23 protein-coding genes are annotated in these 22,622 nt (G+C 70.8%); 10 read left to right on the forward strand and 13 right to left on the reverse strand.

What is annotated here, in order from left to right; translation table 11 throughout:
- Window positions 1–4: 4 nt before the first annotated feature.
- Entirely contained in the window at window positions 5–574 is a 570-nt protein-coding gene (locus tag ACZ3HQ_RS28595; RefSeq protein WP_467515298.1) for a TetR/AcrR family transcriptional regulator, read from the forward strand.
- Between the two features lie 114 nt (window positions 575–688).
- Here ACZ3HQ_RS28595 and dapD read toward each other — a convergent pair whose 3' ends face one another.
- From dapD to ACZ3HQ_RS28640, 9 genes are all read right to left on the reverse strand, one after another.
- Complete coding sequence (gene dapD, locus ACZ3HQ_RS28600) at window positions 689–1,675, reverse strand: 2,3,4,5-tetrahydropyridine-2,6-dicarboxylate N-succinyltransferase (RefSeq protein ID WP_467515301.1); 987 nt, start codon at window positions 1,673–1,675, stop codon at window positions 689–691.
- A 121-nt stretch (window positions 1,676–1,796) separates the two neighbouring features.
- Window positions 1,797–2,129: a metal-sulfur cluster assembly factor gene (locus ACZ3HQ_RS28605; RefSeq protein ID WP_031182020.1), complete on the reverse strand. Its 333-nt coding sequence runs from the start codon at window positions 2,127–2,129 to the stop codon at window positions 1,797–1,799.
- Entirely contained in the window at window positions 2,126–2,599 is a 474-nt protein-coding gene (gene sufU / locus ACZ3HQ_RS28610) for a Fe-S cluster assembly sulfur transfer protein SufU (RefSeq protein WP_467515303.1), read from the reverse strand. The genes ACZ3HQ_RS28605 and sufU overlap by 4 nt, the downstream gene beginning before the upstream one ends.
- 18 nt (window positions 2,600–2,617) lie before the next feature.
- The gene (locus ACZ3HQ_RS28615; protein WP_030815353.1) at window positions 2,618–3,874 is read right to left on the reverse strand and encodes a cysteine desulfurase; all 1,257 of its coding nucleotides are present in this window, start codon (window positions 3,872–3,874) and stop codon (window positions 2,618–2,620) included.
- Entirely contained in the window at window positions 3,871–4,635 is a 765-nt protein-coding gene (sufC, locus tag ACZ3HQ_RS28620; protein ID WP_164192634.1) for a Fe-S cluster assembly ATPase SufC, read from the reverse strand. The genes ACZ3HQ_RS28615 and sufC overlap by 4 nt, the downstream gene beginning before the upstream one ends.
- A gap of 7 nt (window positions 4,636–4,642) precedes the next feature.
- Window positions 4,643–4,966: a non-heme iron oxygenase ferredoxin subunit gene (locus ACZ3HQ_RS28625; protein WP_086692713.1), complete on the reverse strand. Its 324-nt coding sequence runs from the start codon at window positions 4,964–4,966 to the stop codon at window positions 4,643–4,645.
- A complete protein-coding gene (gene sufD, locus ACZ3HQ_RS28630; protein ID WP_467515305.1) occupies window positions 4,963–6,144 on the reverse strand; it encodes a Fe-S cluster assembly protein SufD in 1,182 nt (393 codons plus the stop codon). Before sufD ends, ACZ3HQ_RS28625 begins: the two co-directional genes overlap by 4 nt.
- 71 nt (window positions 6,145–6,215) lie before the next feature.
- A complete protein-coding gene (gene sufB / locus ACZ3HQ_RS28635; RefSeq protein WP_030815341.1) occupies window positions 6,216–7,637 on the reverse strand; it encodes a Fe-S cluster assembly protein SufB in 1,422 nt (473 codons plus the stop codon).
- Window positions 7,634–8,392 (reverse strand): helix-turn-helix transcriptional regulator, encoded by a 759-nt coding sequence (locus ACZ3HQ_RS28640; RefSeq protein ID WP_467515306.1) that lies wholly within the window; start codon window positions 8,390–8,392, stop codon window positions 7,634–7,636. Before ACZ3HQ_RS28640 ends, sufB begins: the two co-directional genes overlap by 4 nt.
- A gap of 184 nt (window positions 8,393–8,576) precedes the next feature.
- On the opposite strand from ACZ3HQ_RS28640, the gene ACZ3HQ_RS28645 reads away from it, so the two are divergent.
- Genes ACZ3HQ_RS28645 through ACZ3HQ_RS28660 form a run of 4 tightly spaced genes read left to right on the forward strand, consistent with a single transcriptional unit; the run spans window position 8,577 to window position 12,181 of the window.
- Window positions 8,577–9,389 (forward strand): AAC(3) family N-acetyltransferase, encoded by an 813-nt coding sequence (locus ACZ3HQ_RS28645; RefSeq protein WP_467515308.1) that lies wholly within the window; start codon window positions 8,577–8,579, stop codon window positions 9,387–9,389.
- Window positions 9,390–9,420: 31 nt separating this feature from the next.
- Window positions 9,421–10,344: an ABC transporter ATP-binding protein gene (locus ACZ3HQ_RS28650; RefSeq protein WP_467515309.1), complete on the forward strand. Its 924-nt coding sequence runs from the start codon at window positions 9,421–9,423 to the stop codon at window positions 10,342–10,344.
- Window positions 10,341–11,114 carry an ABC transporter permease gene (locus ACZ3HQ_RS28655; protein WP_467515311.1) on the forward strand — a complete coding sequence of 258 codons (774 nt, stop codon included), beginning with the start codon at window positions 10,341–10,343 and terminating at the stop codon, window positions 11,112–11,114. Before ACZ3HQ_RS28650 ends, ACZ3HQ_RS28655 begins: the two co-directional genes overlap by 4 nt.
- Window positions 11,115–11,170: 56 nt before the next feature.
- Window positions 11,171–12,181, forward strand: coding sequence for a COX15/CtaA family protein (locus ACZ3HQ_RS28660; RefSeq protein WP_467515314.1), 1,011 nt, complete (start codon window positions 11,171–11,173; stop codon window positions 12,179–12,181).
- A gap of 1 nt (window position 12,182) precedes the next feature.
- Here ACZ3HQ_RS28660 and ACZ3HQ_RS28665 read toward each other — a convergent pair whose 3' ends face one another.
- From ACZ3HQ_RS28665 to ACZ3HQ_RS28680, 4 genes are all read right to left on the reverse strand, one after another.
- The gene (locus ACZ3HQ_RS28665; protein ID WP_467515316.1) at window positions 12,183–12,914 is read right to left on the reverse strand and encodes a DUF4111 domain-containing protein; all 732 of its coding nucleotides are present in this window, start codon (window positions 12,912–12,914) and stop codon (window positions 12,183–12,185) included.
- Between the two features lie 39 nt (window positions 12,915–12,953).
- A complete protein-coding gene (locus ACZ3HQ_RS28670; RefSeq protein ID WP_467515318.1) occupies window positions 12,954–14,051 on the reverse strand; it encodes an amidohydrolase family protein in 1,098 nt (365 codons plus the stop codon).
- Window positions 14,052–14,127: 76 nt separating this feature from the next.
- Complete coding sequence (locus ACZ3HQ_RS28675) at window positions 14,128–14,442, reverse strand: hypothetical protein (protein ID WP_467515320.1); 315 nt, start codon at window positions 14,440–14,442, stop codon at window positions 14,128–14,130.
- 85 nt (window positions 14,443–14,527) lie between these two features.
- Window positions 14,528–15,514, reverse strand: a complete 987-nt coding sequence (locus ACZ3HQ_RS28680) for a heme o synthase (RefSeq protein ID WP_467515367.1) — start codon at window positions 15,512–15,514, stop codon at window positions 14,528–14,530.
- Window positions 15,515–15,902: 388 nt separating this feature from the next.
- Between ACZ3HQ_RS28680 and tkt the strand changes: the two genes are divergently transcribed.
- From tkt to pgl, 5 genes are read left to right on the forward strand one after another with little or no spacing between them, the layout of a single operon-like run.
- Complete coding sequence (gene tkt, locus ACZ3HQ_RS28685) at window positions 15,903–17,990, forward strand: transketolase (protein WP_467515323.1); 2,088 nt, start codon at window positions 15,903–15,905, stop codon at window positions 17,988–17,990.
- Between the two features lie 34 nt (window positions 17,991–18,024).
- Window positions 18,025–19,143 carry a transaldolase gene (gene tal, locus ACZ3HQ_RS28690; RefSeq protein WP_467515326.1) on the forward strand — a complete coding sequence of 373 codons (1,119 nt, stop codon included), beginning with the start codon at window positions 18,025–18,027 and terminating at the stop codon, window positions 19,141–19,143.
- Window position 19,144: 1 nt separating this feature from the next.
- Window positions 19,145–20,683, forward strand: coding sequence for a glucose-6-phosphate dehydrogenase (zwf, locus tag ACZ3HQ_RS28695; RefSeq protein WP_467515327.1), 1,539 nt, complete (start codon window positions 19,145–19,147; stop codon window positions 20,681–20,683).
- Window positions 20,680–21,786: a glucose-6-phosphate dehydrogenase assembly protein OpcA gene (gene opcA / locus ACZ3HQ_RS28700; RefSeq protein WP_467515329.1), complete on the forward strand. Its 1,107-nt coding sequence runs from the start codon at window positions 20,680–20,682 to the stop codon at window positions 21,784–21,786. Before zwf ends, opcA begins: the two co-directional genes overlap by 4 nt.
- Complete coding sequence (gene pgl, locus ACZ3HQ_RS28705; RefSeq protein WP_467515331.1) at window positions 21,783–22,565, forward strand: 6-phosphogluconolactonase; 783 nt, start codon at window positions 21,783–21,785, stop codon at window positions 22,563–22,565. Before opcA ends, pgl begins: the two co-directional genes overlap by 4 nt.
- The last annotated feature ends 57 nt before the right edge of the window (window positions 22,566–22,622 follow it).

The following is a 22,622-nucleotide window of genomic DNA, read 5'->3' on the forward strand; positions in this document are numbered from 1 at the left end:
CCGCATGCCCCACCCCAGGCCCATGCGGGCAGACGCCCGACGCAACCACGCCCGCCTCCTCTCCGCAGCGGCCACAGCCTTCGCCGAACACGGCGAGGGCGCGTCCCTGGACGACATCGCCAAGCGCGCGGGCGTGGGCTCGGGCACGCTGTACCGCCACTTCCCGACGCGTCGGGCGCTCCTGGAGGCGGCGTACGCGGCCCGCATCGAGGCACTGGGCGAACGGGGCGAGGAACTGTCACGGTCGCTGCCGCCGGGCGAGGCACTGACGGCATGGCTGCACGAACTCTGCGCGGCCACCATCCAGGTCCGCGGCCTGAAGACGTTGTTGGGCACAGCCGCCGCAGAGACCCCTCTGACCACCTGCGGCACCCTGGTCAATTCGACGGCAGCAACCTTGCTGGAAGCCGCCCAGTCGGAAGGCACCCTCCGCCCGGACCTAACCCCCACGGACCTCCTGCGCCTGACCCAAGGGATCGCCACGGCGGCGGAGTTGGGGGCTGGCAAGCAGGAGATCGATCGGTACCTGGGGCTGCTGCTGGAGGGCCTGCAACCAAGGCCGATGTCCGGCTGAGACCTCTCCCGGCCCAGATCACTCACCGACCGACAGAACTCAGAGGGGTAGGACCCACGCGCGCGAGCGCCCTCCCGCGTCGTGCTGGGCGGGAGGGCGCTCGGGGGTGGCACGTCAGTTGTGGCTGTGCAGGATGTCGTTCAGGCCGCCCCATACCGCGTTGTTCGGGCGGGCCTCCACCGCGCCCGTCACCGAGTTGCGGCGGAAGAGGACGTTGGAGGCGCCGGAGAGGTCGCGGGCCTTGACGATCTGGCCGTCGGGCATCGTGACGCGGGTGCCGGCCGTGACGTACAGGCCCGCCTCGACCACGCACTCGTCGCCCAGGGCGATGCCGACGCCCGCCTCCGCGCCGACCAGGCAGCGCTCGCCGATGGCGATGATGACGTTGCCGCCGCCGGAGAGGGTGCCCATGGTGGAGGCGCCGCCGCCGATGTCGGAGCCGTCGCCGACGACGACGCCGGCGGAGATGCGGCCCTCGACCATGGAGGTGCCCAGGGTGCCGGCGTTGAAGTTGACGAAGCCCTCGTGCATGACCGTGGTGCCCGCGGCGAGGTGCGCGCCGAGGCGGACCCGGTCGGCGTCGGCGATGCGGACGCCCTTGGGGGCGACGTAGTCCGTCATGCGGGGGAACTTGTCGATCGAGGTGACCTGGAGGTGCAGGCCGTCCGCGCGCGCGTTCAGCCGCACCTTCTCGATGTCGTCCACCGCGACCGGGCCGAGCGAGGTCCAGGCGACGTTGGCGAGGTGGCCGAAGATGCCGTCCAGGCTCTGGCCGTGCGGCTTGACCAGGCGGTGCGAGAGCAGGTGCAGCCGCAGGTAGACGTCGTGCGCGTCGAGCGGCTTCTCGTCCAGCGAGGCGATGACCGTACGGACCGCGACCACCTCGACGCCCCGCCGGGCGTCCGGGCCGAGCGCGGAGACCGCGTTGTCGCCCAGCAGTTCGGCGGCCCGGTCGGCGGACAGCCGCTCGCTGCCGGAGGGACCGGGCTCGGCGACCAGCTCGGGCGCCGGGAACCAGGTGTCGAGAACGGTGCCGTCGGCGGCGATGGTGGCGAGACCGGCGGCGACGGCGCCGGTGGTACGGGAAGCAGTGTCGGTCATGCGGAAAACCTAACGTGGGAGCGGGGTGGCGGCCTAACCGGTACCTGACCGGTGCGGCGCCGGGTACGCGAAGGCGGCGGCACCCGAGGGCACCGCCGCCTCAACCGTGAAAAGGGAAACCTCAGACGTTGAACCCCAGCGCCCGCAACTGCTCGCGGCCGTCGTCGGTGATCTTGTCGGGGCCCCACGGGGGCATCCAGACCCAGTTGATGCGGAGCTCGCTGACCAGGCCGTCGGTGACGGACTTGGCCTGGTCCTCGATGACGTCCGTCAGCGGGCACGCCGCGGAGGTCAGGGTCATGTCGATCGTGGCGATGTTCGCGTCGTCGACGTGAATGCCGTAGATCAGACCGAGGTTGACGACGTCGATGCCCAGCTCGGGGTCGACGACGTCCATCAGGGCCTCGCGGAGTTCTTCCTCCGAGACCGGTTTCATCTCAGCGGTGTCGGTCATGCCGTCTTCCTTTCGGCGTCCGCGCCGGCCTCGCCCAGGGCCTGGGCCGTCGCGTCCTTCCACGCCATCCAGCTCAGGAGGGCGCACTTGACCCGCGCGGGGTACTTGGAGACACCGGCGAACGCGACCGCGTCCTCCAGCACCTCCTCCATCGCGTCGTCGGGCTCGATCCGGCCCTTGGACTGCATCAGCTCCAGGAAGGTCTCCTGGATCTTCTGCGCCTCGGGCAGGTCCTTGCCCACCAGCAGTTCGTTCAGCACGGACGCCGAGGCCTGGCTGATGGAACAGCCCTGGCCCTCGTACGAGACGTCCGCGATCGTCGTACCGTCGTACCGCACCCGGAGGGTGATCTCGTCGCCGCACGTCGGGTTCACGTGGTGCACCTCGGCGTCGCCATCCCGTAGACCACGCCCGTGCGGGTGCTTGTAGTGGTCCAGGATGACTTCCTGGTACATCGAGTCCAGCTTCACGGTGTCAGCCCACGCCTCTCAGCCGAAGAAGTTCCGTACGTGCTCCAGCCCCTCGACCAGTGCGTCGATCTCGCCGGGCGTGGAGTACAGATAGAACGACGCCCGGGTGGTCGCCGGAATTCCGTACCGCAGGCAGACCGGCCGCGCGCAGTGGTGGCCGACGCGCACCGCGATGCCCTGCTCGTCGAGGACCTGGCCCACGTCGTGCGGGTGGATGTCGCCGAGCGTGAAGGAGATCGCCGCGCCGCGGTCCTCGGCCGTGGAGGGGCCGATGATGCGCAGGTCGGGGACCTCGCCCAGCCGCTTCACCGCGTACTCGGTGAGGGCGTGCTCATGGGCGAGGATCTTGTCCATGCCGATCGAGTTCAGGTAGTCGATGGCCGCACCGAGACCGACCGCCTGGGCGATCGGCGGGGTGCCCGCCTCGAACTTGTGCGGCGCCGGCGCGTAGGTCGAGGAGTGCATCGACACCGTCTCGATCATCTCGCCGCCGCCGAGGAACGGGGGCAGGTCCTCCAGGAGTTCCTGGCGTCCCCAGAGCACCCCGATGCCGGTCGGGCCGCACATCTTGTGGCCGGTGAAGGCCACGAAGTCGGCGCCGAGCGCCTGTACGTCCAGCGGCATGTGCGGCGCGGCCTGCGAGGCGTCGACGCAGACCAGCGCGCCGACCTCCTGGGCGCGGCGCACGATCGCCTCGACCGGGTTGACCGTGCCCAGGATGTTGGAGACCAGCACGAAGGAGACGATCTTCGTCTTCTCGGTGATGATCTCGTCCAGGTTGGACAGGTCGAGCCGGCCGTCGTCGGTGAGGCCGAACCACTTCAGCTTCGCGCCGGTGCGCTGCGCGAGGAGCTGCCACGGCACGATGTTGGAGTGGTGCTCCATCTCCGTGATGACGATCTCGGTCTCGTGGTCGACCCGGTAGGGCTCGTCGGCCCAGCCCAGCATGTTGGCCACGAGGTTGAGCGACTCGGAGGCGTTCTTGGTGAAGATCACCTCGTCGCGGCTGGGCGCGTTGATGAAGTCGGCGACCTTGTCACGCGCGCCCTCGTACAGCGCCGTGGCCTCCTCGGCGAGGACGTGCACGCCGCGGTGGACGTTGGCGTTGTAGCGCTCGTAGTACTCGCTCAGGGCGTCCAGCACCTGGCGCGGCTTCTGCGAGGTCGCCGCGTTGTCCAGGTACACGAGCTTGCGCCCGTCGTGGACCTCACGGCCCAGGATGGGGAAGTCCTTGCGGATCGCCTCGGTGTCGAGGAGGCCCGGCAGCTCTGTCACGCGGATACGCCACCCTTCGTGTAAGCCTCGTAGCCCTCGTTCTCCAGCTTGTCGGCCAGCTCCGGACCGCCGGACTCGACGATGCGGCCGCCGGAGAAGACATGGACGAAGTCCGGCTTGATGTAGCGCAGGATGCGCGTGTAGTGCGTGATCAGCAGGGTGCCGGTCTCGCCGGTCTCGCGGACGCGGTTGACGCCCTCGGAGACGATGCGCAGGGCGTCCACGTCGAGGCCGGAGTCGGTCTCGTCCAGGATGGCGACCTGCGGCTTGAGCAGTTCGAGCTGGAGGATCTCGTGGCGCTTCTTCTCACCGCCGGAGAAGCCCTCGTTGACGTTGCGCTCGGCGAAGGAGGGGTCCATGTGGAGCCGCTCCATGTTCTCCTTGACCTCCTTCACCCAGGTGCGCAGCTTGGGGGCCTCGCCGCGGATGGCGGTGGCGGAGGTGCGCAGGAAGTTGGAGACGGAGACGCCGGGGACCTCGACCGGGTACTGCATGGCGAGGAAGAGGCCGGCGCGGGCGCGCTCGTCGACCGACATGGCGAGGACGTCCTCGCCGTCGAGGGTGACGGTGCCGCCGGTGATCGTGTACTTCGGGTGACCCGCGAGCGAGTAGGCGAGGGTCGACTTGCCCGAGCCGTTGGGGCCCATGATGGCGTGCGTCTCGCCCTGCTTCACGGTGAGGTCGACGCCCTTGAGGATCTCCTTCGTGGCGTTGTCGGCCTCGACGGTGACGTGCAGGTCTCGGATTTCAAGCGTTGCCATGGGTGCCTCAGGACTCCTGGGTGAGGGAGACGAGCACGTCGTCCCCTTCGATCTTTACGGGGTATACGGGGACGGGGCGCGTCGCGGGCGGGCCGGACGGCTTGCCGCTGCGGAGGTCGAAGCAGGAGCCGTGCAGCCAGCACTCGATCTGCCCGTCCTCCACCTCGCCCTCGGAGAGGGAGACGTTCGCGTGCGAGCAGATGTCGTAGATCGCGTACACCTCGCCCTCGGTCTTCACGACGGAGACCGGCGTGCCGTCGAGTTCCACCCGCTTGGGGGTGTCCTCCGACAGTTCGCTCAGTCCGCAGACGCGCTGGAAGGTCGTCGTCATGCGACCGCGGCCTCCAGCTCCTCCTCGATCTTGACGAGCAGGCGCTCCTCGATGTCGGGGAGACCGATCTGCTGGACCAGCTCGGCGAAGAAGCCGCGGACCACGAGGCGGCGGGCCTCGTGCTCCGGGATGCCGCGGGCCATCAGGTAGAAGAGCTGCTCGTCGTCGAAGCGGCCGGTGGTGGAGGCGTGGCCGGCGCCGACGATCTCGCCGGTCTCGATCTCCAGGTTGGGGACCGAGTCGACGCGGGAGCCGTCGGTGAGAACCAGGTTGCGGTTCATCTCGTAGGTGTCGGTGCCCTCGGCCTTGGCCTCGATGAGCACGTCGCCGATCCAGACGGCGTGCGCGCCCTCGCCCTGGAGCGCGCCCTTGTAGACCACGTGGGACCGGCAGTGCGGGGCGTTGTGGTCGACCAGGAGGCGGTGCTCCTGGTGCTGGCCGGAGTCGGTGAAGTACAGGCCGAACAGCTCGGCCTCGCCGCCGGGGCCCGCGTAGCTGACGCGCGGGTGGAGGCGGACGACGTCGCCGCCGAAGGTGACCACGACGGACTTGAAGGAGGCGTCGCGGCCGACCAGGGCGTTGTGCTGGGCCACGTGCACGGCCTTGTCGTCCCAGTCCTGGACGGAGACGACGGTCAGCTTGGCGCCGTCACCGAGCACGTAGTCGACGTTGGCGGCGAGCACCGCGTCACCGGTGTGGTCGATGACGACGAGGGCCTCGGCGAAGGCGCCCAGCTCGATCACCTGGTGGCCGTAGGCGGTGCCGCCCTCGCCGTGCACCGCGATGCGGATCGGCTCGGTGAGGACGGTCTCCTTGGGCACGGTGACGACCGACGCCTGCTCGAAGGCGGAGTACGCCTGCGCGGCGACGCGGTCGACCGGCGTGCCGGCCTTGCCGAGCCGGGCGTCGTCACGGCCGACGTTCTCGACGGTGACGCCCTCGGGGGCCTCGACGACGACCTTCAGGCCCTCGCCGGTGGCGACGGCGGTGCCGTCGTGCAGGCCGCGCAGCCGCTCCAGCGGAGTGAACCGCCACTCCTCCTCCCGGCCGTGCGGGACGGGGAAGTCCGCGACGTCGTAGGAGGGGGGCGCGCTCATGCGCGTGGCGACGGTCGACTCCGCGGCGACCGCGATCGAGCCCGCGGTGGTGGACCCCACGGGGATGTTCTGCTCAGCCATGGCTGTCGTGGTGCTCGCTTTCCTTTGCGTAGGTGGCTGCGTGTGTGGCGTGCCGGGGTGCGGGCGGCGGGTCAGCCGACCGCGCCCTCCATCTGCAGCTCGATCAGCCGGTTGAGCTCCAGCGCGTACTCCATCGGCAGCTCCTTGGCGATCGGCTCGACGAAGCCGCGCACGATCATCGCCATCGCCTCGTCCTCGGAGAGGCCGCGGCTCATCAGGTAGAAGAGCTGGTCCTCGGAGACCTTGGAGACGGTCGCCTCGTGGCCCATGGAGACGTCGTCCTCGCGGACGTCGACGTAGGGGTAGGTGTCCGAGCGGGAGATGGTGTCGACGAGCAGCGCGTCGCACAGCACGTTGGACTTCGATCCGGCCGCGCCCTCGCCGATCTCGATGAGACCGCGGTAGGAGGTACGGCCGCCGCCGCGCGCCACCGACTTCGAGACGATGTTGGACGACGTGTTGGGCGCCATGTGGACCATCTTGGCGCCGGCGTCCTGGTGCTGGCCCTCACCCGCGAAGGCGATGGAGAGGGTCTCGCCCTTGGCGTGCTCGCCCATCAGGTAGACGGCCGGGTACTTCATGGTCACCTTGGAGCCGATGTTGCCGTCGACCCACTCCATGGTCGCGCCCTCGTAGGCGACGGCGCGCTTGGTGACCAGGTTGTAGACGTTGTTCGACCAGTTCTGGATGGTCGTGTAACGGCAGCGGGCGCCCTTCTTGACGATGATCTCGACGACCGCGGAGTGCAGCGAGTCCGACTTGTAGATCGGCGCGGTGCAGCCCTCGACGTAGTGGACGTAGGCATCCTCGTCGACGATGATCAGCGTCCGCTCGAACTGGCCCATGTTCTCGGTGTTGATCCGGAAGTAGGCCTGGAGCGGGATCTCCACGTGCACGCCCTTCGGCACGTAGATGAAGGAGCCGCCGGACCACACGGCCGTGTTCAGCGAGGCGAACTTGTTGTCGCCGACCGGGATGACCGTGCCGAAGTACTCCTTGAACAGCTCGGGGTGCTCACGGAGCGCGGTGTCGGTGTCCAGGAAGATGACGCCCTGCTCCTCCAGGTCCTCGCGGATCTGGTGGTAGACGACCTCCGACTCGTACTGGGCGGCGACACCGGCGACGAGGCGCTGCTTCTCGGCCTCGGGGATGCCCAGCTTGTCGTAGGTGTTCTTGATGTCCTCGGGCAGGTCCTCCCAGGACTCCGCCTGCTTCTCCGTGGAGCGCACGAAGTACTTGATGTTGTCGAAGTCGATGCCCGAGAGGTCCGAGCCCCAGTTGGGCATGGGCTTCTTCTCGAACAGCTTCAGACCCTTGAGGCGGAGCTTGGTCATCCACTCCGGCTCGGACTTCTTGTCCGAGATGTCGCGGACGACGGCCTCGCTCAGGCCGCGCTTGGCCGAGGCGCCGGCTACGTCGGAGTCGGCCCAGCCGTATTCGTACTTGCCCAGGCCCTCGAGTTCGGGGTGGGCAGTCTCCGTGGGGAGCGTCATGCGGGGTTCCTCCCGGCCGTGCTTGCGTGGTGGCTCTGATCGGACTTGTCGGTCTTGGAAATCTTGGGGATGAACGTCGTGCAGACGCCGTCGCCGTGGGCGATGGTCGCCAGTCGCTGGACGTGGGTCCCCAGCAGCTCGGCGAAGAACTCCGTCTCCGCCTCGCAGAGCTGGGGGAACTGCTCGGCGACGTGGGCGACCGGACAGTGGTGCTGGCAGAGCTGCTCACCCTGTTGCGGGAGGGGGGCACTGCGTGCCGTAGCAGCGTACCCGTCCACGGTCAAGGCCCTGGCCAGGGCTTCGGCGCGGCGCTCCGGCTCCACTCCCTCGACGGCCTTGCGGTAGGTGGCGGCCTGGGCGGCGATGCGGGCGCGGGCGAAGGCGGCGACGGCCTCGTCCCCGCCCTCACGCTCGGCGATCCAGCGCAGGGCGTCGGCGGCGAGCTGGTCGTAGGACTGGTCGAAGGCGTCCCGGCCGCAGGCGGTCAGGGCGAAGACCTTCGCGGGGCGGCCGCGGGTACGGGCTCCGTACACCCGCTGCTCGCGTGCTTGCACGACGTCGTCGGCGGCCAGCGCGTCCAGGTGCCGCCGCACGGCGGCCTGGGTGAGGCCCAGCCGGCCGGCCAGTTCGGCGACGGTCGACGGGCCGTGGTCCAGGATGGACCGCGCGACCCGGTTGCGCGTCGAACGCTCACCGGTCGCTAGCTCTTCCTGGGGCCCCGTAGGGGTCTCCCGAGCCTCGCCGACGTTTTTCACAACGCTATTGTTGCGTAATTCTTCGGAGCCTGACAAGCCGGACCGGGAGCGATCGACGGTGCCCTGCGTCACTTAGGCCCACCTAACCTGACCTGCGGAAACGATCTCCCGGACGTCGATCGCGGCCCCCCTCACCAGGCAAAACCGCTGGCGCCCGGACCCCCCGACGGGCAGACTCCGCGCCATGCCGACCCCCGTCCCGAACGGCCCCCTGGTCACCCGTGCCACCCTCGCCGAACAGCTCGGTTCCCTGGGTGTGGAGCCCGGCGAGACCCTGCTCGTGCACTCCACGCTGAGTTCCCTCGGGTGGGTGAACGGAGGTGCCGTCGCCGTCGTCCAGGGCCTTCTCGACGCCCTCGGCCCGGACGGCACCCTGGTCGTCCCCACCCAGTCCGCCGGCCTCTCCGACCCCGAGCTGTGGCACGCGCCCCCGGTGCCGCCCGAGTGGTGGGAGACGGTACGGGCCACCATGCCGGTGTACGACCCCCGCACCACCCCCTCACGCGGGGTCGGGGTGATCCCGGAGACCCTCCGCACCTGGCCCGGCGCCCGGCGCAGCGCCCACCCGCAGACCTCCTTCGCCGCCCTCGGCCCGCGCGCCGCCGAGATCACCGACGGCCACGCCCCCACCTGCCGGCTCGGTGAGCGCAGCCCGCTGGCCCGGCTGGAACGGCTCGGCGCCCGGGTGCTGCTGCTCGGCGCGGGCTACCCCGCCTGCACCGCCTTCCACCTGGCCGAATACCGGATACCCGCGCCGCTGGTGGAGGTCGGCCGGCCCGGCCGCGGCGGCTGGGAGACGGTGACCGAGGTGTCCATCACCTCCGACCGCTTCGACGAACTGGGCCACGACTTCGAGCGGGACCGGCCGGTCCTGCGGGGCCGGGTCGGCGCGGCCGGGGCCCGGCTGTTCCCGGTCGCGGACGCGGTGGCCTACGCCGAGCGCTGGCTCCCGCTGCACCGCCCCCGCGAGGCCGGTTTCCAGCACCCCCGCGCCTGAGCCGCGCCGCGCCTCCCTAGACTCTGGACCCATGCACAGTGACCCCGTGGTCCAGGTCCAGGCCCTGGTGAAGCGGTACGGGCGGAAGACCGCGGTGGACGGCCTCGACCTGGAGGCCCGGCCGGGCGTGACCGCCGTACTCGGTCCCAACGGCGCCGGCAAGACGACCACGGTCGAGACCTGCGAGGGGTACCGGAGGCCGGACTCCGGCACGGTGCGCGTCCTGGGCCTCGACCCCCTGCGGGACGCGGCCGCGCTGCGCCCCCGCGTCGGCGTGATGCTCCAGTCCGGCGGCGTCTACTCCGGCGCCCGCGCCGACGAGATGCTGCGGCATGTCGCCAGGCTGCACGCGCACCCGCTGGACGTGGACGCCCTGATCGAGCGCCTCGGACTCGGCTCCTGCGGCCGGACCTCCTACCGGCGGCTGTCCGGCGGCCAGCAGCAGCGGCTCGCGCTCGCCATGGCCGTCGTCGGCCGCCCCGAGCTGGTCTTCCTGGACGAGCCGACCGCGGGCCTCGACCCCCAGGCCCGCCGCGCCACCTGGGACCTCGTACGGGACCTGCGCACCGACGGCGTCTCGGTGATCCTCACCACCCACCACATGGACGAGGCCGAACAGCTCGCCGACGACGTGGCGATCATCGACGGCGGCCGGGTCATCGCCCAGGGCTCCCCGGAGGAGCTGTGCCGGGACGGCGCCGAGAACACCCTGCGCTTCGGCGGACGCCCCGGTCTGGACGTCGCCTCGCTGCTCAAGGCGCTCCCGGCCGACTGCACGGCCGACGAGCTGACGCCGGGCAGCTACCGGGTGACCGGCAAGATAGACCCGCAACTGCTCGCCACGGTGACCTCCTGGTGCGCGCAGCACGGGGTGATGCCGGACCGGATCTCGGTCGAGCGGCACACCCTCGAAGACGTCTTCCTGGAACTGACCGGCAAGGAGCTGCGCTCATGACCACCGCGCCGGGCACGTACGCCCCCAGGCCCGGAGCGGCCCCGCTCCCCCGCATGATCGGCGCGCAGGCCGCGCTGGAGACGCGGATGCTGCTGCGCAACGGCGAGCAGTTGCTGCTGACGGTGGTGATCCCGACCCTGCTGCTGGTGCTGTTCAGCTCCGTGGACATCGTGGACACCGGGTCCGGCAAGGCCGTCGACTTCCTCACCCCCGGCATCCTGGCGCTGGCGGTGATGTCCACGGCGTTCACCGGGCAGGCCATCGCCACCGGGTTCGAGCGGCGCTACGGCGTGCTGAAGCGGCTGGCCTCCTCGCCGCTGCCGCGCTGGGGGCTGATGACCGCGAAGACGGCCGCGGTGCTGGTCACCGAGGTGCTCCAGGTGATCCTGCTGACCGTCATCGCCTTCGCGCTGGGCTGGTCCCCGCACGGCGACCCGGCCGCCGTCCTGCTCCTGCTGATCCTCGGCACGGCCGCGTTCTCCGGGCTCGGGCTGCTGATGGCGGGCACCCTGAAGGCGGAGGCGACGCTGGCCGCGGCCAACCTGGTCTTCCTGCTGCTGCTGGTCGGCGGCGGGGTGATCGTGCCGCTGGAGAAGTTCGGCTCCGCCGGGCAGCACGTCCTCGGGCTGCTGCCGATCTCCGCGCTCTCCGACGGCCTGCGGGACGTGCTCCAGCACGGCGCCGGGATGCCCTGGGGCGATCTGGCGATCCTCGCGGTGTGGGCGGTCGTGGGGCTCGCGGCGGCGGGCAGGTTCTTCCGCTGGGAGTAGGCCCCGAAGGTCCTGGGCGCCCCCTCGTGAAAGCGTGCACAAGCGGGCGCCTTACGATGGTGCGCGTGCCAAAGCTGACCCCCGCCGACGCCGCAGCGGCGCTCCGCAACCCGCTCGCCTTCATCGCCGACCGCTGGACCCCGGACCCCCGGACCGTCCGCCGGGCCGCGCTCGCCGCACTCGTGATGTCGGTGGTCATCGTGGTCACCGGCGGCGCGGTGCGCCTGACCGGCTCGGGTCTGGGCTGCCCGACCTGGCCCACCTGCACCGACGACTCGCTGACCACCACCCGCGCCATGGGCGTGCACGGTGTCATCGAGTTCGGCAACCGCATGCTGACCTACGTGCTGTGCGCCGCCGTCGGCTGGGCGATCATCGCCGCCCGCTCCCAGAAGCCGTGGCGGCGCGGCCTGACCCGGCTCGGCTGGGCGCAGTTCTGGGTGGTCATGGGCAACGCGGTGCTCGGCGGCATCGTGGTGCTGGTCGGCCTCAACCCGTACACGGTCGCCGCGCACTTCCTGCTGTCCACGGCGCTGATCACCGTGGCCACCGTGATGTGGCAGCGCACGCGTGAGGGTGACGGCGAGCCGCGTCCGCTGGTCGGCGGGGCGGTACGGCAGCTCGTGTGGTTCCTGGTGGGCGCGGCCGTACTGCTGATCGCGGTCGGCACGGTGGTGACCGGTGCCGGTCCGCACGCGGGCGACTCCTCCGAGGTGGCGCGCATCCCGCTGGACTGGGAGATGATCGCCAAGCTGCACGCGGTGCTGGCGTGGATCGTGGTGACGCTGACCTTCGCCCTGTGGTTCGTCCTCAAGGCGGTGGACGCCCCCAGGGGCCCCCTGAACCGCACCCGCGACCTGTTCCTGATCCTGCTGGGCCAGGGCGTCATCGGCTACATCCAGTACTTCACCCACCTTCCCGAGGCCCTGGTGGCCCTCCACATGTTCGGCTCCTGCCTTATGTGGATCGCCACCGTCCGCGTCCTCCTCTCCCTCCGCGAACGCCCGGAGTCCGTGGTCTCCGTCCCCGGTCCGGCGGCCGAGGTGTCCGTGGGCACGCCGGCCTGACTCAGCGGTATCCGGCGACCAGCGCGTCGATGGCCGGGCCCAGGAAGGCACGGGTCAGCCGCGCCCGGTGGTCCGGCGAGGGTCCGGGGCCCTGTTCCCCGTAGCGCCGCCGCGTGATGTCCTCCACGACCTCGCGCGGCGCCCCCAGTGCGGGCAGCTCGGTGAGCGCCTGCCGCTTGGAGATCAGCCGCCCCTCGCGCAGGGTGACGGTGGCGCGGGCGAAGGTCAGCAGGCCGAGGTCGACCCAGATGTCCTTGGTCCAAAGCCGCTCCTCGTCCACGGCCGGGCGCCAGAAGTCCCGCTGGTCGGCCGCGACGAAGTCCCGCAGGTCCCGGTCCGGCACCGGGGGCAGATACGCGGCGGGCGGCGCCCCGTGCAGCACCCTTGCGAACTCGTGCAGTTCGCTACGGGTCACCGGGGTGACCGGGCGGCGCTTGATCCGGCCGTGCGCCCAGGTCAGATGGGACCTCTCGGGATCGGCCGCGGTGGACGGGGTCAGGTAGGAGCAGTGCAGCCTGTCCGCGAGGGGTTCGGTGCGCAGGTGCCGGTGCAGCACGATCAGCCGGCGTACGGAGGCCGGGGTCGGCGGGCCTGGCAGGACCGCGATCAGGTCCAGGTCGCTGCGGCCCTCCTGGTAGTCCCCGCCGCCCAGTGAGCCGTGGGCCCAGACGGCGAGCGGGCGGAGGGGGGCGAGGTCGTCCAGGAAGCGGGCGAGGAGCGCTTCGGTCGGCATGGGGCGAGTGTCGGGGACGGGGGGCCGCCCGTACAGACCTCAGCGCAGGCCGTACACCCGGTGGGCGTTGTCCGCCGCGAGGAGATGGGCGACGCGGCGGGCGTCCGCGGGGGACCAGGCGCCCTCGGTGACCCAGGTGCCGAGGACCCGGTCGAGGGCCTCGCGGAAGAGGTGTGCGCCGACCACATGGAGTTCGGGGAGCGACTGGGCGCCGGTGGAGAAGAGGATCTTGCCGAAGGGCGCGAGTTCCAGGATGTCCGCGAGGATCGCGGCCGCGCGGGCACCGGAACGGGCGAGGGCGGCGCCGGAGTCGGCGTAGACGTGCGGGTGAGCGGCGGCCAGCCGGGCCGCGTAGCGGTGGTGGAAGAGGCCGGGCAGCAGCACCAGGTCGGTGCCGAGCCCGGCGGTGGCCCGTACGAAGGTGGTGAGCGGGGCGGGGTCGGTGCGCAGGCCGGGCTCCTCGGGGCCGGCGTGCAACTGGAGCGGGCGGCCCGTGGCGACCGCGATCCACAGCAGGTGGCTCAGCAGCACCGGGTCGGTCAGCTCCTCCCCCACGCGCCGCCCCGCCAGCCAGCGGGCGGCGGCACCGCGTACCGCACCGGGTCCCGGCGGCTCGGGGGCGAGGGCGGGCCCTCCGCCGGCCAGGGAGGCCGTGGCGGCGAAGGCGACGGCGTGCGTGGCGGCCCCGTGCACCGACTCGGCCAGATTGGCAAGGAACGCGGCGACCGTGCCCGAGGTGTCCGCGACCTGCTCGGCCAGCGGCTCCAGCCGGACCACCTCGCATGCCTCAGCGTCACCGGCGGCGGCCATCTCCTCGGGCCCGGTGAGGTCGTCGGGCAGCCCGCTGGAGACCAGGTAGGTGGTGATCCCGGACCCGCGCAGCAGCCTGCGCCCGGCCTCCAGCACACCCAGTTCGCGGCGTCGGGCCAGATAGCGGGCGGGCGGACAGTGCGGCTCCAGACCGAGCAGCGGCGGACACCAGCGCCGCACCGCGAACCCCGTCTGCGTGTCGAACAACGTGGTCCCCGGCGCGGCCGGCCCCTCCCGCCCGAGCCGCGCCTCGAACGTCCCGAGCCCCAGCTCGGTCCTGAGCACCCCATGGCAGTACTGATCCACGAGCGTGGGCGTGTCGATCATCGAGGCTCCCGTGAACGGTGTGCTGCTTGACCGTCCTAACGGGGCGAGAGTGGTTCAGGTGGCGCGAGCCCGGAACTCAGAGCTGAATCCCAGCCATCCGCTTCCACTCGTACGAAGACGTACGGATCTTCGCCGCGAACTCGCCGTCGAACTCCTCCTGGAGCGTGACCCCGGCCTTCTCCACCGCCCGGCGCCCGATCTCCACGCTGGGGGCGACCAGGTTGCCCCACTCGCCGTCCTCGCCCACGAGGGCGATACGCGCCCCGCGCTCACCGAGGTAAGCGACATTCCCCTCGGCCCCGCCGTGCGCCTTGGCGAACGTACCGATCTGGTGGGCGAGCCGCTTCACCTTGCGCTCGCTCTTCGCGTCAACCTGCTCCGTGTCAGCCATGACCAGGATGCTACCGACGAGTAGAGAAAAGGGCGACGGGAGGGGTCGGCCTCGTCGTCAGCGCAGGAGCGTCAGCACAGGAACGTCAGCGCAGGAAGGGGTCCACCGCGACGGCGACGAAGAGGATGGAGACGTAGGTGATCGACCAGTGGAACAGCCGCATCTCCTTGAGCTTGCCTCCGGTGACCTCGGCCTTGGCCCGGTTCTGCAGGCCGTGCGCCTCCCAGAGCCAGAAGCCGCCGGCCGCGAGCGCGACCACGGTGTAGAACCAGCCGGTGTAGCCGAGCGGGGTCAGCAGCAGGGAGACGGCGACCATCACCCAGCTATAGATCACGATCTGCCGGGCGACCACCTTGTTGGAGGCGATGACGGGCAGCATCGGCACACCCACGCGGGCGTAGTCCTCCTTGACCTTCATGGACAGCGGCCAGTAGTGCGGCGGCGTCCAGAAGAACATCACCAGGAAGAGGATGACCGGCGCCCAGGACATCGAGTTGGTGACCGAGGACCAGCCGATCAGCACCGGCAGGCAGCCCGCGATACCGCCCCAGACGATGTTCTGCGAGGTACGCCGCTTGAGGATCATCGTGTAGACGACGACGTAGAAGAGGAGCGCACCGAGCGACAGCCAGGCGGACAGCCAGTTGACGGTCAGCCCGAACAGCAGCGTCGAGACGACCGCGAGGCTGATGCCGAAGGCGAGGCACTCGCGCGGGCTCACCAGCCCGGTCACCAGCGGCCGCTGCGAGGTGCGGTCCATCAGCGCGTCGATGTCGCGGTCGATGTACATGTTGAGCGCGTTGGCGCCACCCGCGGACAGATAGCCGCCGACGCAGGTGAGCAGGACGAGGCCCAGGTCGGGCACTCCCTGCTGGGCCAGGAACATCACCGGGACCGTGGTGATGAGCAGCAGCTCGATGATCCGCGGCTTGGTCAGCGCCACGAAGCCCTTGACGCGGGCTCCGAACGACCGGTGAACCGGGCTCCGGCTCGTACCGGGACCGGCCTCCCCCAGAGCCTCAAGGGCCTGGGAAGTGCCGCCAGGACGGGATTCGACGGCCGTCACGCACACCCCTGACAGAGACATCAAGCGAGCGTTCCCGTGTGAAAGCGGGGTAAAGGCTCGCGCGTACCACGCCACTTTAGACGTTGCCCATATCCGGTTTTTCGCCGGGGTCGGCTCGTGTTGGCGAACCTCTCTCCAGGCCGCCCGTCCGAGGTCTCCCCCGGCTCGGTTGAGCACTCGGACGAGCGGCTCCGTATTCATGTGCCAAGCGGCTCGTGGGCCGGTCGGGAGGCGGATCGCGAAGAGTCCCGGCAGTCTGGAATGACTCGAAAAAACGCACGTCCCCTCGGGGGTAGGCTCGACAACGGCCGGTGGACACCAGTGCACCGGCGGCCGGCGGGCGCCACGCGCCGCGAACCGGCGAACGACATGTGGAGAGGAGCCCTGACCCAGGGTGAGCACCAAGCCGACCACCACAGACCTTGAGTGGACCGAGCTGGACCAGCGGGCCGTGGACACCGCCCGGGTCCTGGCCGCCGACGCCGTACAGAAGGTCGGCAACGGCCATCCCGGCACGGCGATGAGCCTGGCCCCGGCCGCCTACACCCTCTTCCAGAAGGTGATGCGGCACGACCCGGCCGACCCGCAGTGGGTGGGCCGCGACCGCTTCGTGCTGTCCGCCGGTCACTCGTCCCTGACCCTCTACACGCAGCTCTACCTGGCCGGCTTCGGCCTGGAGCTGGACGACCTGAAGTCCTTCCGCACCTGGGGCTCGAAGACTCCGGGTCACCCGGAGTACGGGCACACCAAGGGCGTCGAGACCACCACCGGTCCGCTGGGCCAGGGTGTGGCCAACGCGGTGGGCATGGCGATGGCATCCCGTTTCGAGCGGGGCCTGTTCGACCCCGACGCGCCCGAGGGCACGTCCCCGTTCGACCACTACATCTACTGCATCGCCGGTGACGGCTGCCTCCAGGAGGGCATCTCCGCCGAGGCGTCCTCGCTGGCGGGCCACCAGAAGCTCGGCAACCTGATCCTGCTGTGGGACGACAACCACATCTCGATCGAGGGCGACACCGAGACCGCCGTGTCCGAGGACACGATGAAGCGGTACGAGGCGTACGGCTGGCACGTCCAGCGCGTCGAGCCCAAGGCCGACGGCGACCTCGACCCGGCGGCGATCTACGCGGCGATCGAGGAGGCCAAGGCGGTCACCGACCGGCCGTCCTTCATCGCCATGCGCTCGATCATCGCCTGGCCCGCGCCGAACGCCCAGGACACCGAGGCCGCGCACGGCTCCGCCCTCGGTGACGACGAGGTCGCGGCCACCAAGCGCGTCCTCGGCTTCGACGAGGCGCAGAGCTTCGCCGTCGCCGACGAGGTCCTGAACCACACCCGCGGCGCCCTGGAGCGCGGCCGGCAGGCCAAGGCGGAGTGGGAGAAGGGCTTCCAGGTCTGGCGCGACAACAACGCCGACCGCGCGGCCGAGTTCGACCGCATCAGTGAGGGCGCCCTGCCGACCGGCTGGGAGCTGAAGATCCCGGTCTTCGAGACCGGCAAGAGCGTGGCCACCCGTGCCGCCTCCGGCAAGGTCCTCCAGGCGCTCGGCCCGGTCATCCCCGAGCTGTGGGGCGGCTCCGCCGACCTCGCCGGGTCGAACAACACGACCATCGACAAGGACAGCTCCTTCCTCCCGGCGGGCAACCCGCTGCCGGAGGCGAACCCGTACGGCCGCACGATCCACTTCGGCATCCGTGAGTTCGCCATGGCCGCCGAGATGAACGGCATCACCCTGGCCGGGAACACCCGCGTCTACGGCGGTACGTTCCTCGTCTTCTCCGACTACATGCGCAACGCCGTCCGCCTGTCGGCGCTGATGCACCTTCCGGTGACGTACGTCTGGACGCACGACTCGATCGGTCTCGGCGAGGACGGCCCGACCCACCAGCCGGTGGAGCACCTGGCCGCGCTGCGCGCGATCCCCGGTCTGAACGTGGTCCGCCCGGCGGACGCCAACGAGACCGCGACCGCCTGGCGCGAGGTGCTCAAGCGCTGGACCAAGGAGTTCGGCAAGGGCGCCCCGACCGGCCTGGTGCTGACCCGCCAGGGCGTGCCGACGTACGAGCCCAACGAGGACGCCGCGCGGGGCGGCTACGTCCTGTTCGAGGCCGAGGGTGGCGAGCCGCAGGTGATCCTGATCGCCACCGGTTCCGAGGTGCACGTGGCCGTGGAGGCGCGTGAGCAGCTCCAGGCCGAGGGTGTGCCGACCCGTGTGGTCTCGATGCCGTCGGTCGAGTGGTTCGAGGAGCAGGACCAGGGGTACCGGGATTCCGTGCTGCCGCCGTCGGTCAAGGCCCGCGTCGCCGTGGAGGCGGGCATCGGCTTGACCTGGCACAAGTACGTGGGTGACGCCGGCCGCATCGTTTCCCTGGAGCACTTCGGCGCGTCCGCGGACGGCAAGGTCCTGTTCCGCGAGTACGGCTTCACTCCGGAGAACGTGGCCGACAAGGCGCGGGAATCCCTCGCCGCTACGCAGCGCTGACGCCCGTAAACGACACGTAGGAGATGCAATTTCCATGACAGACGCACTGAAGCGCCTCTCCGAGGAAGGCGTGGCGATCTGGCTGGACGACCTGTCGCGCAAGCGGATCACGTCCGGCAACCTCGCCGAGCTGATCGACCAGCAGCACGTCGTGGGCGTCACCACCAACCCCACGATCTTCCAGAAGGCGATCTCGCAGGGCGACGGCTACGACCAGCAGCTCACCGATCTCGCCGCGCGCGAGGTCACGGTCGAAGAGGCCATCCGCATGATCACGACGGCGGACGTCCGTGACGCCGCCGACATCCTGCGCCCGGTCTTCGACGCCACCGACGGCCAGGACGGCCGGGTCTCCATCGAGGTCGACCCCCGGCTCGCGCACAACACGCGCGCCACCGTCGCCGAGGCCCGCCAGCTCGCCTGGCTGGTGGACCGCCCGAACACCCTGATCAAGATCCCGGCGACCGAGGCGGGCCTGCCGGCCATCGCGGAGACGATCGGCAACGGCATCAGCGTCAACGTCACGCTGATCTTCTCCCTCGAGCGGTACCGCAAGGTCATGGACGCGTACCTGACCGGCCTGGAGAAGGCCAAGGAACGCGGCCTGGACCTGTCGAAGATCCACTCCGTGGCGTCCTTCTTCGTGTCCCGCGTGGACTCCGAGATCGACAAGCGGCTGAAGGCCGTCGGCACCGACGAGGCCAAGGCGCTGCTCGGCAAGGCCGCCATCGCCAACGCGCGCCTCGCCTACCAGGCGTACGAGGAGGTCTTCTCGTCCGACCGCTGGAAGGCGCTGGAGAAGGCGGGCGCCAACAAGCAGCGTCCGCTGTGGGCGTCGACCGGTGTGAAGGACCCGGCGTACTCGGACACGATGTACGTCACCGAGCTGGTCGCGCCGAACACGGTCAACACCATGCCGGAGGCCACCCTGGAGGCCACCGAGGACCACGGCGAGATCACCGGCGACACGGTGTCCGGCACCTACGAGCAGGCCCGCGCCGACCTCGACGCGATCGAGGCCCTCGGCATCTCCTACGACGACGTCGTCCAGGTGCTGGAGGACGAGGGCGTGGACAAGTTCGAGGGGTCCTGGAACGACCTGCTCAAGTCGACCGAGGCGGAGCTGAAGCGCCTCGCCCCCTCGGAGGGCTGATTTGTCACCCCTCAACGGTTCCGGAGCGAACCCGCTTCGTGATCCCGCGGACCGACGGCTCCCGCGCATCGCGGGGCCGTCGGGCCTGGTGATCTTCGGCGTCACCGGCGACCTGTCGCGCAAGAAGCTGATGCCGGCCGTCTACGACCTCGCCAACCGCGGCCTGCTGCCGCCGGGCTTCTCCCTGGTGGGCTTCGCCCGCCGCGACTGGGAGCACGAGGACTTCGCCCAGGTCGTGCACGACGCGGTCAAGGAACACGCCCGTACGCCGTTCCGTGAGGAGGTCTGGCAGCAGCTCATCCAGGGGATGCGCTTCGTCCAGGGCACCTTCGACGACGACGAGGCGTTCGAGCGGCTGCGCTCGACCATCGAAGACCTGGACAAGCAGCAGGGCACCAGCGGCAACTTCGCCTTCTATCTGTCGGTGCCGCCGCGCGCGTTCCCGGTCGTCATCCAGCAGCTCAAGAAGCACGGGCTGGCCGACCAGTCCGGGGGCTCCTGGCGCCGCGCGGTCATCGAGAAGCCGTTCGGCCACGACCTGAAGTCGGCCGAGGACCTGAACAAGGTCGTGCACGAGGTGTTCGAGCCGGACCAGGTGTTCCGGATCGACCACTACCTCGGCAAGGAGACCGTCCAGAACATCCTGGCGCTGCGCTTCGCCAACACGATGTTCGAGCCGATCTGGAACCGGTCCTACGTCGACCATGTCCAGATCACCATGGCCGAGGACATCGGCATCGGCGGCCGTGCCGGGTACTACGACGGCATCGGCGCCGCCCGTGACGTGATCCAGAACCACCTGCTCCAGTTGCTGGCGCTGACCGCCATGGAGGAGCCGTCCTCCTTCGGCGCGGACGCGCTGGCCCGGGAGAAGACCAAGGTGCTCGGTGCCGTACGGCTGCCGAAGGACCTCGGAGCCGACACCGTGCGCGGTCAGTACGCGGCCGGCTGGCAGGGCGGCGAGAAGGTCATCGGCTATCTGCAAGAGGACGGCATCGACCCCAAGTCGAAGACCGACACCTACGCGGCGCTGAAGCTGGAGATCGACAACCGCCGCTGGGCGGGCGTCCCCTTCTATCTGCGCACCGGCAAGCGGCTGGGCCGCCGGGTCACCGAGATCGCGGTGGTCTTCCAGCGGGCGCCGCATTCCCCGTTCGACCACACGGCGACCGAGGAGCTGGGCCAGAACGCGATCGTCATCCGGGTCCAGCCCGACGAGGGCATCACGGTCCGCTTCGGCTCGAAGGTGCCGGGCACCTCGATGGAGATCCGGGACGTGTCGATGGACTTCGCCTACGGCGAGTCCTTCACCGAGTCCAGCCCCGAGGCGTACGAGCGGCTCATCCTCGATGTGCTGCTGGGCGACGCGAACCTCTTCCCGCGCACGGAGGAGGTCGAGCTGTCCTGGAAGATCCTCGACCCGGTCGAGGAGTACTGGGACGAGCACGGGCGGCCCGCGCAGTACAAGTCGGGCACCTGGGGTCCGGCCGAGGCCGACGAGATGCTCGCACGAGACGGACGGAGCTGGCGCCGGCCATGAAGATAGACCTGACCGACACCACCGCCGGTGAGATCAACAAGGCACTGATCGAGGGCCGCCGCGCCATCGGCACGCCCGCCGTGGGCATGGTACTGACCCTGGTCATCGTCACCGACGAGGAGAACGCGTACGACGCGCTGCGGGCGGCGAGCGATGCCTCGCGGGAACACCCCTCGCGCACGCTGGTGGTCATCCGCCGGGTCTCGCGCACGCCGCGCGACCGCACCGGCTCCCGCCTCGACGCCGAGGTGCGGGTGGGCGCGGAGGCCGGCACCGGTGAGACAGCCGTGCTGCGGCTGTACGGCGAGGTGTCCGACCACGCCGACTCGGTGGTGCTGCCGCTGCTGCTCCCGGACGCGCCGGTGGTGGTCTGGTGGCCGGTGAACGCGCCGCTCGACCCGGCCGAGGACCCGCTGGGCGCGCTGGCGCAGCGCCGGGTCACCGACACCTACGCGGCCGAGCAGCCGGTGCGTGAGTTGGCGGCGCGTGCGGAGACGTACACGCCGGGTGACACCGATCTGGCGTGGACGCGGATCACGCCGTGGCGTTCGATGCTGGCGGCGGCCCTGGACCAGGTGGACTGCGAGGTGCGGTCCGTCGAGGTCGAGGGCGAGGAGTTCAACCCGAGCTGCGAGCTGCTGGCCATGTGGCTGGCGGACCGGCTGGGTGTGCCGGTGCGGCGGTCGCTGTCCTCGGGGCCGGGTCTGACGGCGGTCCGGATGGAGACGACGTGCGGGCCGGTCGTGCTGGACCGGGCGGACGGTTCGCTGGCGAACCTGTCCATCCAGGGCCAGCCGGGCCGCGCGGTGGCGCTCCAGCGCCGGGACACCGCCGAGCTGATCGCGGAGGAGCTGCGCCGGCTCGACCCGGACGACACCTACGCGGCGGCCCTGCGCTACGGCGTGGAGCGGCTGTCCATGGGCGCGGACGCGGTGGCGACGCTGGGCGGCGCCCCTGCCGGGTCCTCGGACGAGGCGGCGGAGGAAGAGGAGGCGGCGGCGGTCACCGAGGTGGCCGTGGCCGAGTCCGAGGCGGGCACCGAGGAGGGTGACGCCGAGCGGCCGACCCCGAAGGACCTCGCGAGGAAGGCGGCGTCGAAGTGAGCACTCCGCAACTGGTCGTGCACCGCGACAAGGAACTGATGGCCGAGGCCGCCGCCGCGCGGCTGATCACCAAGATCGTGGACGCGCAGGCGTCGCGCGGTCACGCCTCGGTGGTCCTCACCGGTGGCCGCAACGGCAACGGTCTGCTGGCCGCGCTGGCCAAGGCGCCCGCGCGGGACGCCATCGACTGGGGCCGCCTCGACCTGTGGTGGGGCGACGAGCGCTACCTCCCCGAGGGCGACCCGGACCGCAACTACACGCAGGCCCGCGAGGTTCTGCTGGACTCCGTACCGCTGGACCCGGCGCGCGTGCACCCGATGCCCGCCTCCGACGGGCCCCACGGCGCGGACGTGGACGCGGCGGCTGCCGCCTACGCGGCGGAGCTGGCCAAGGCGGCCGGTCCCGAGGACCACGCCGAGGTGCCGGAGTTCGACGTGCTGCTGCTGGGCGTCGGCCCGGACACGCATGTGGCGTCGCTCTTCCCGGAGCTGCCCGCGGTGCGGGAGACCGAGCGCACGGTGGTGGGTGTGCACGGCGCGCCCAAGCCGCCGCCGACCCGGACCTCCCTGACGCTGCCCGCGATCCGCGCGGCGCGTGAGGTGTGGCTGCTGGCGGCGGGCGAGGACAAGGCCGAGGCGGTGGCGATCGCGCTGTCCGGCGCGGGCGAGGTGCAGGCCCCGGCGGCCGGCGCCCGGGGCCGGGCGCGGACGCTGTGGCTGCTGGACTCGGCGGCCGCGGCGGACCTGCCGCGGTCGATGTATCCGCCGGCTTCACCGTGAGCTGAGCCGCCGGAGGGGCGGCGGAGACTCTCATGGAGTCTCCGCCGCCCTTTCGTG

This window comes from Streptomyces sp. NPDC018263, from assembly GCF_055562575.1.

Bases quoted from the DNA above. Each gene is read 5' to 3' on its own strand.
- ACZ3HQ_RS28595 (WP_467515298.1), top strand. From the start codon at position 5: ATGCCCCACCCCAGGCCCATGCGGGCAGACGCCCGACGCAACCACGCC.
- dapD (WP_467515301.1), bottom strand. From the start codon at position 1,675: ATGACCGACACTGCTTCCCGTACCACCGGCGCCGTCGCCGCCGGTCTC.
- ACZ3HQ_RS28605 (WP_031182020.1), bottom strand. From the start codon at position 2,129: ATGACCGACACCGCTGAGATGAAACCGGTCTCGGAGGAAGAACTCCGC.
- sufC (WP_164192634.1), bottom strand. From the start codon at position 4,635: ATGGCAACGCTTGAAATCCGAGACCTGCACGTCACCGTCGAGGCCGAC.
- ACZ3HQ_RS28625 (WP_086692713.1), bottom strand. From the start codon at position 4,966: ATGACGACGACCTTCCAGCGCGTCTGCGGACTGAGCGAACTGTCGGAG.
- sufD (WP_467515305.1), bottom strand. From the start codon at position 6,144: ATGGCTGAGCAGAACATCCCCGTGGGGTCCACCACCGCGGGCTCGATC.
- sufB (WP_030815341.1), bottom strand. From the start codon at position 7,637: ATGACGCTCCCCACGGAGACTGCCCACCCCGAACTCGAGGGCCTGGGC.
- ACZ3HQ_RS28645 (WP_467515308.1), top strand. From the start codon at position 8,577: ATGCCGACCCCCGTCCCGAACGGCCCCCTGGTCACCCGTGCCACCCTC.
- ACZ3HQ_RS28650 (WP_467515309.1), top strand. From the start codon at position 9,421: ATGCACAGTGACCCCGTGGTCCAGGTCCAGGCCCTGGTGAAGCGGTAC.
- ACZ3HQ_RS28655 (WP_467515311.1), top strand. From the start codon at position 10,341: ATGACCACCGCGCCGGGCACGTACGCCCCCAGGCCCGGAGCGGCCCCG.
- ACZ3HQ_RS28660 (WP_467515314.1), top strand. From the start codon at position 11,171: ATGGTGCGCGTGCCAAAGCTGACCCCCGCCGACGCCGCAGCGGCGCTC.
- ACZ3HQ_RS28665 (WP_467515316.1), bottom strand. From the start codon at position 12,914: ATGCCGACCGAAGCGCTCCTCGCCCGCTTCCTGGACGACCTCGCCCCC.
- ACZ3HQ_RS28670 (WP_467515318.1), bottom strand. From the start codon at position 14,051: ATGATCGACACGCCCACGCTCGTGGATCAGTACTGCCATGGGGTGCTC.
- ACZ3HQ_RS28675 (WP_467515320.1), bottom strand. From the start codon at position 14,442: ATGGCTGACACGGAGCAGGTTGACGCGAAGAGCGAGCGCAAGGTGAAG.
- tal (WP_467515326.1), top strand. From the start codon at position 18,025: ATGACAGACGCACTGAAGCGCCTCTCCGAGGAAGGCGTGGCGATCTGG.
- opcA (WP_467515329.1), top strand. From the start codon at position 20,680: ATGAAGATAGACCTGACCGACACCACCGCCGGTGAGATCAACAAGGCA.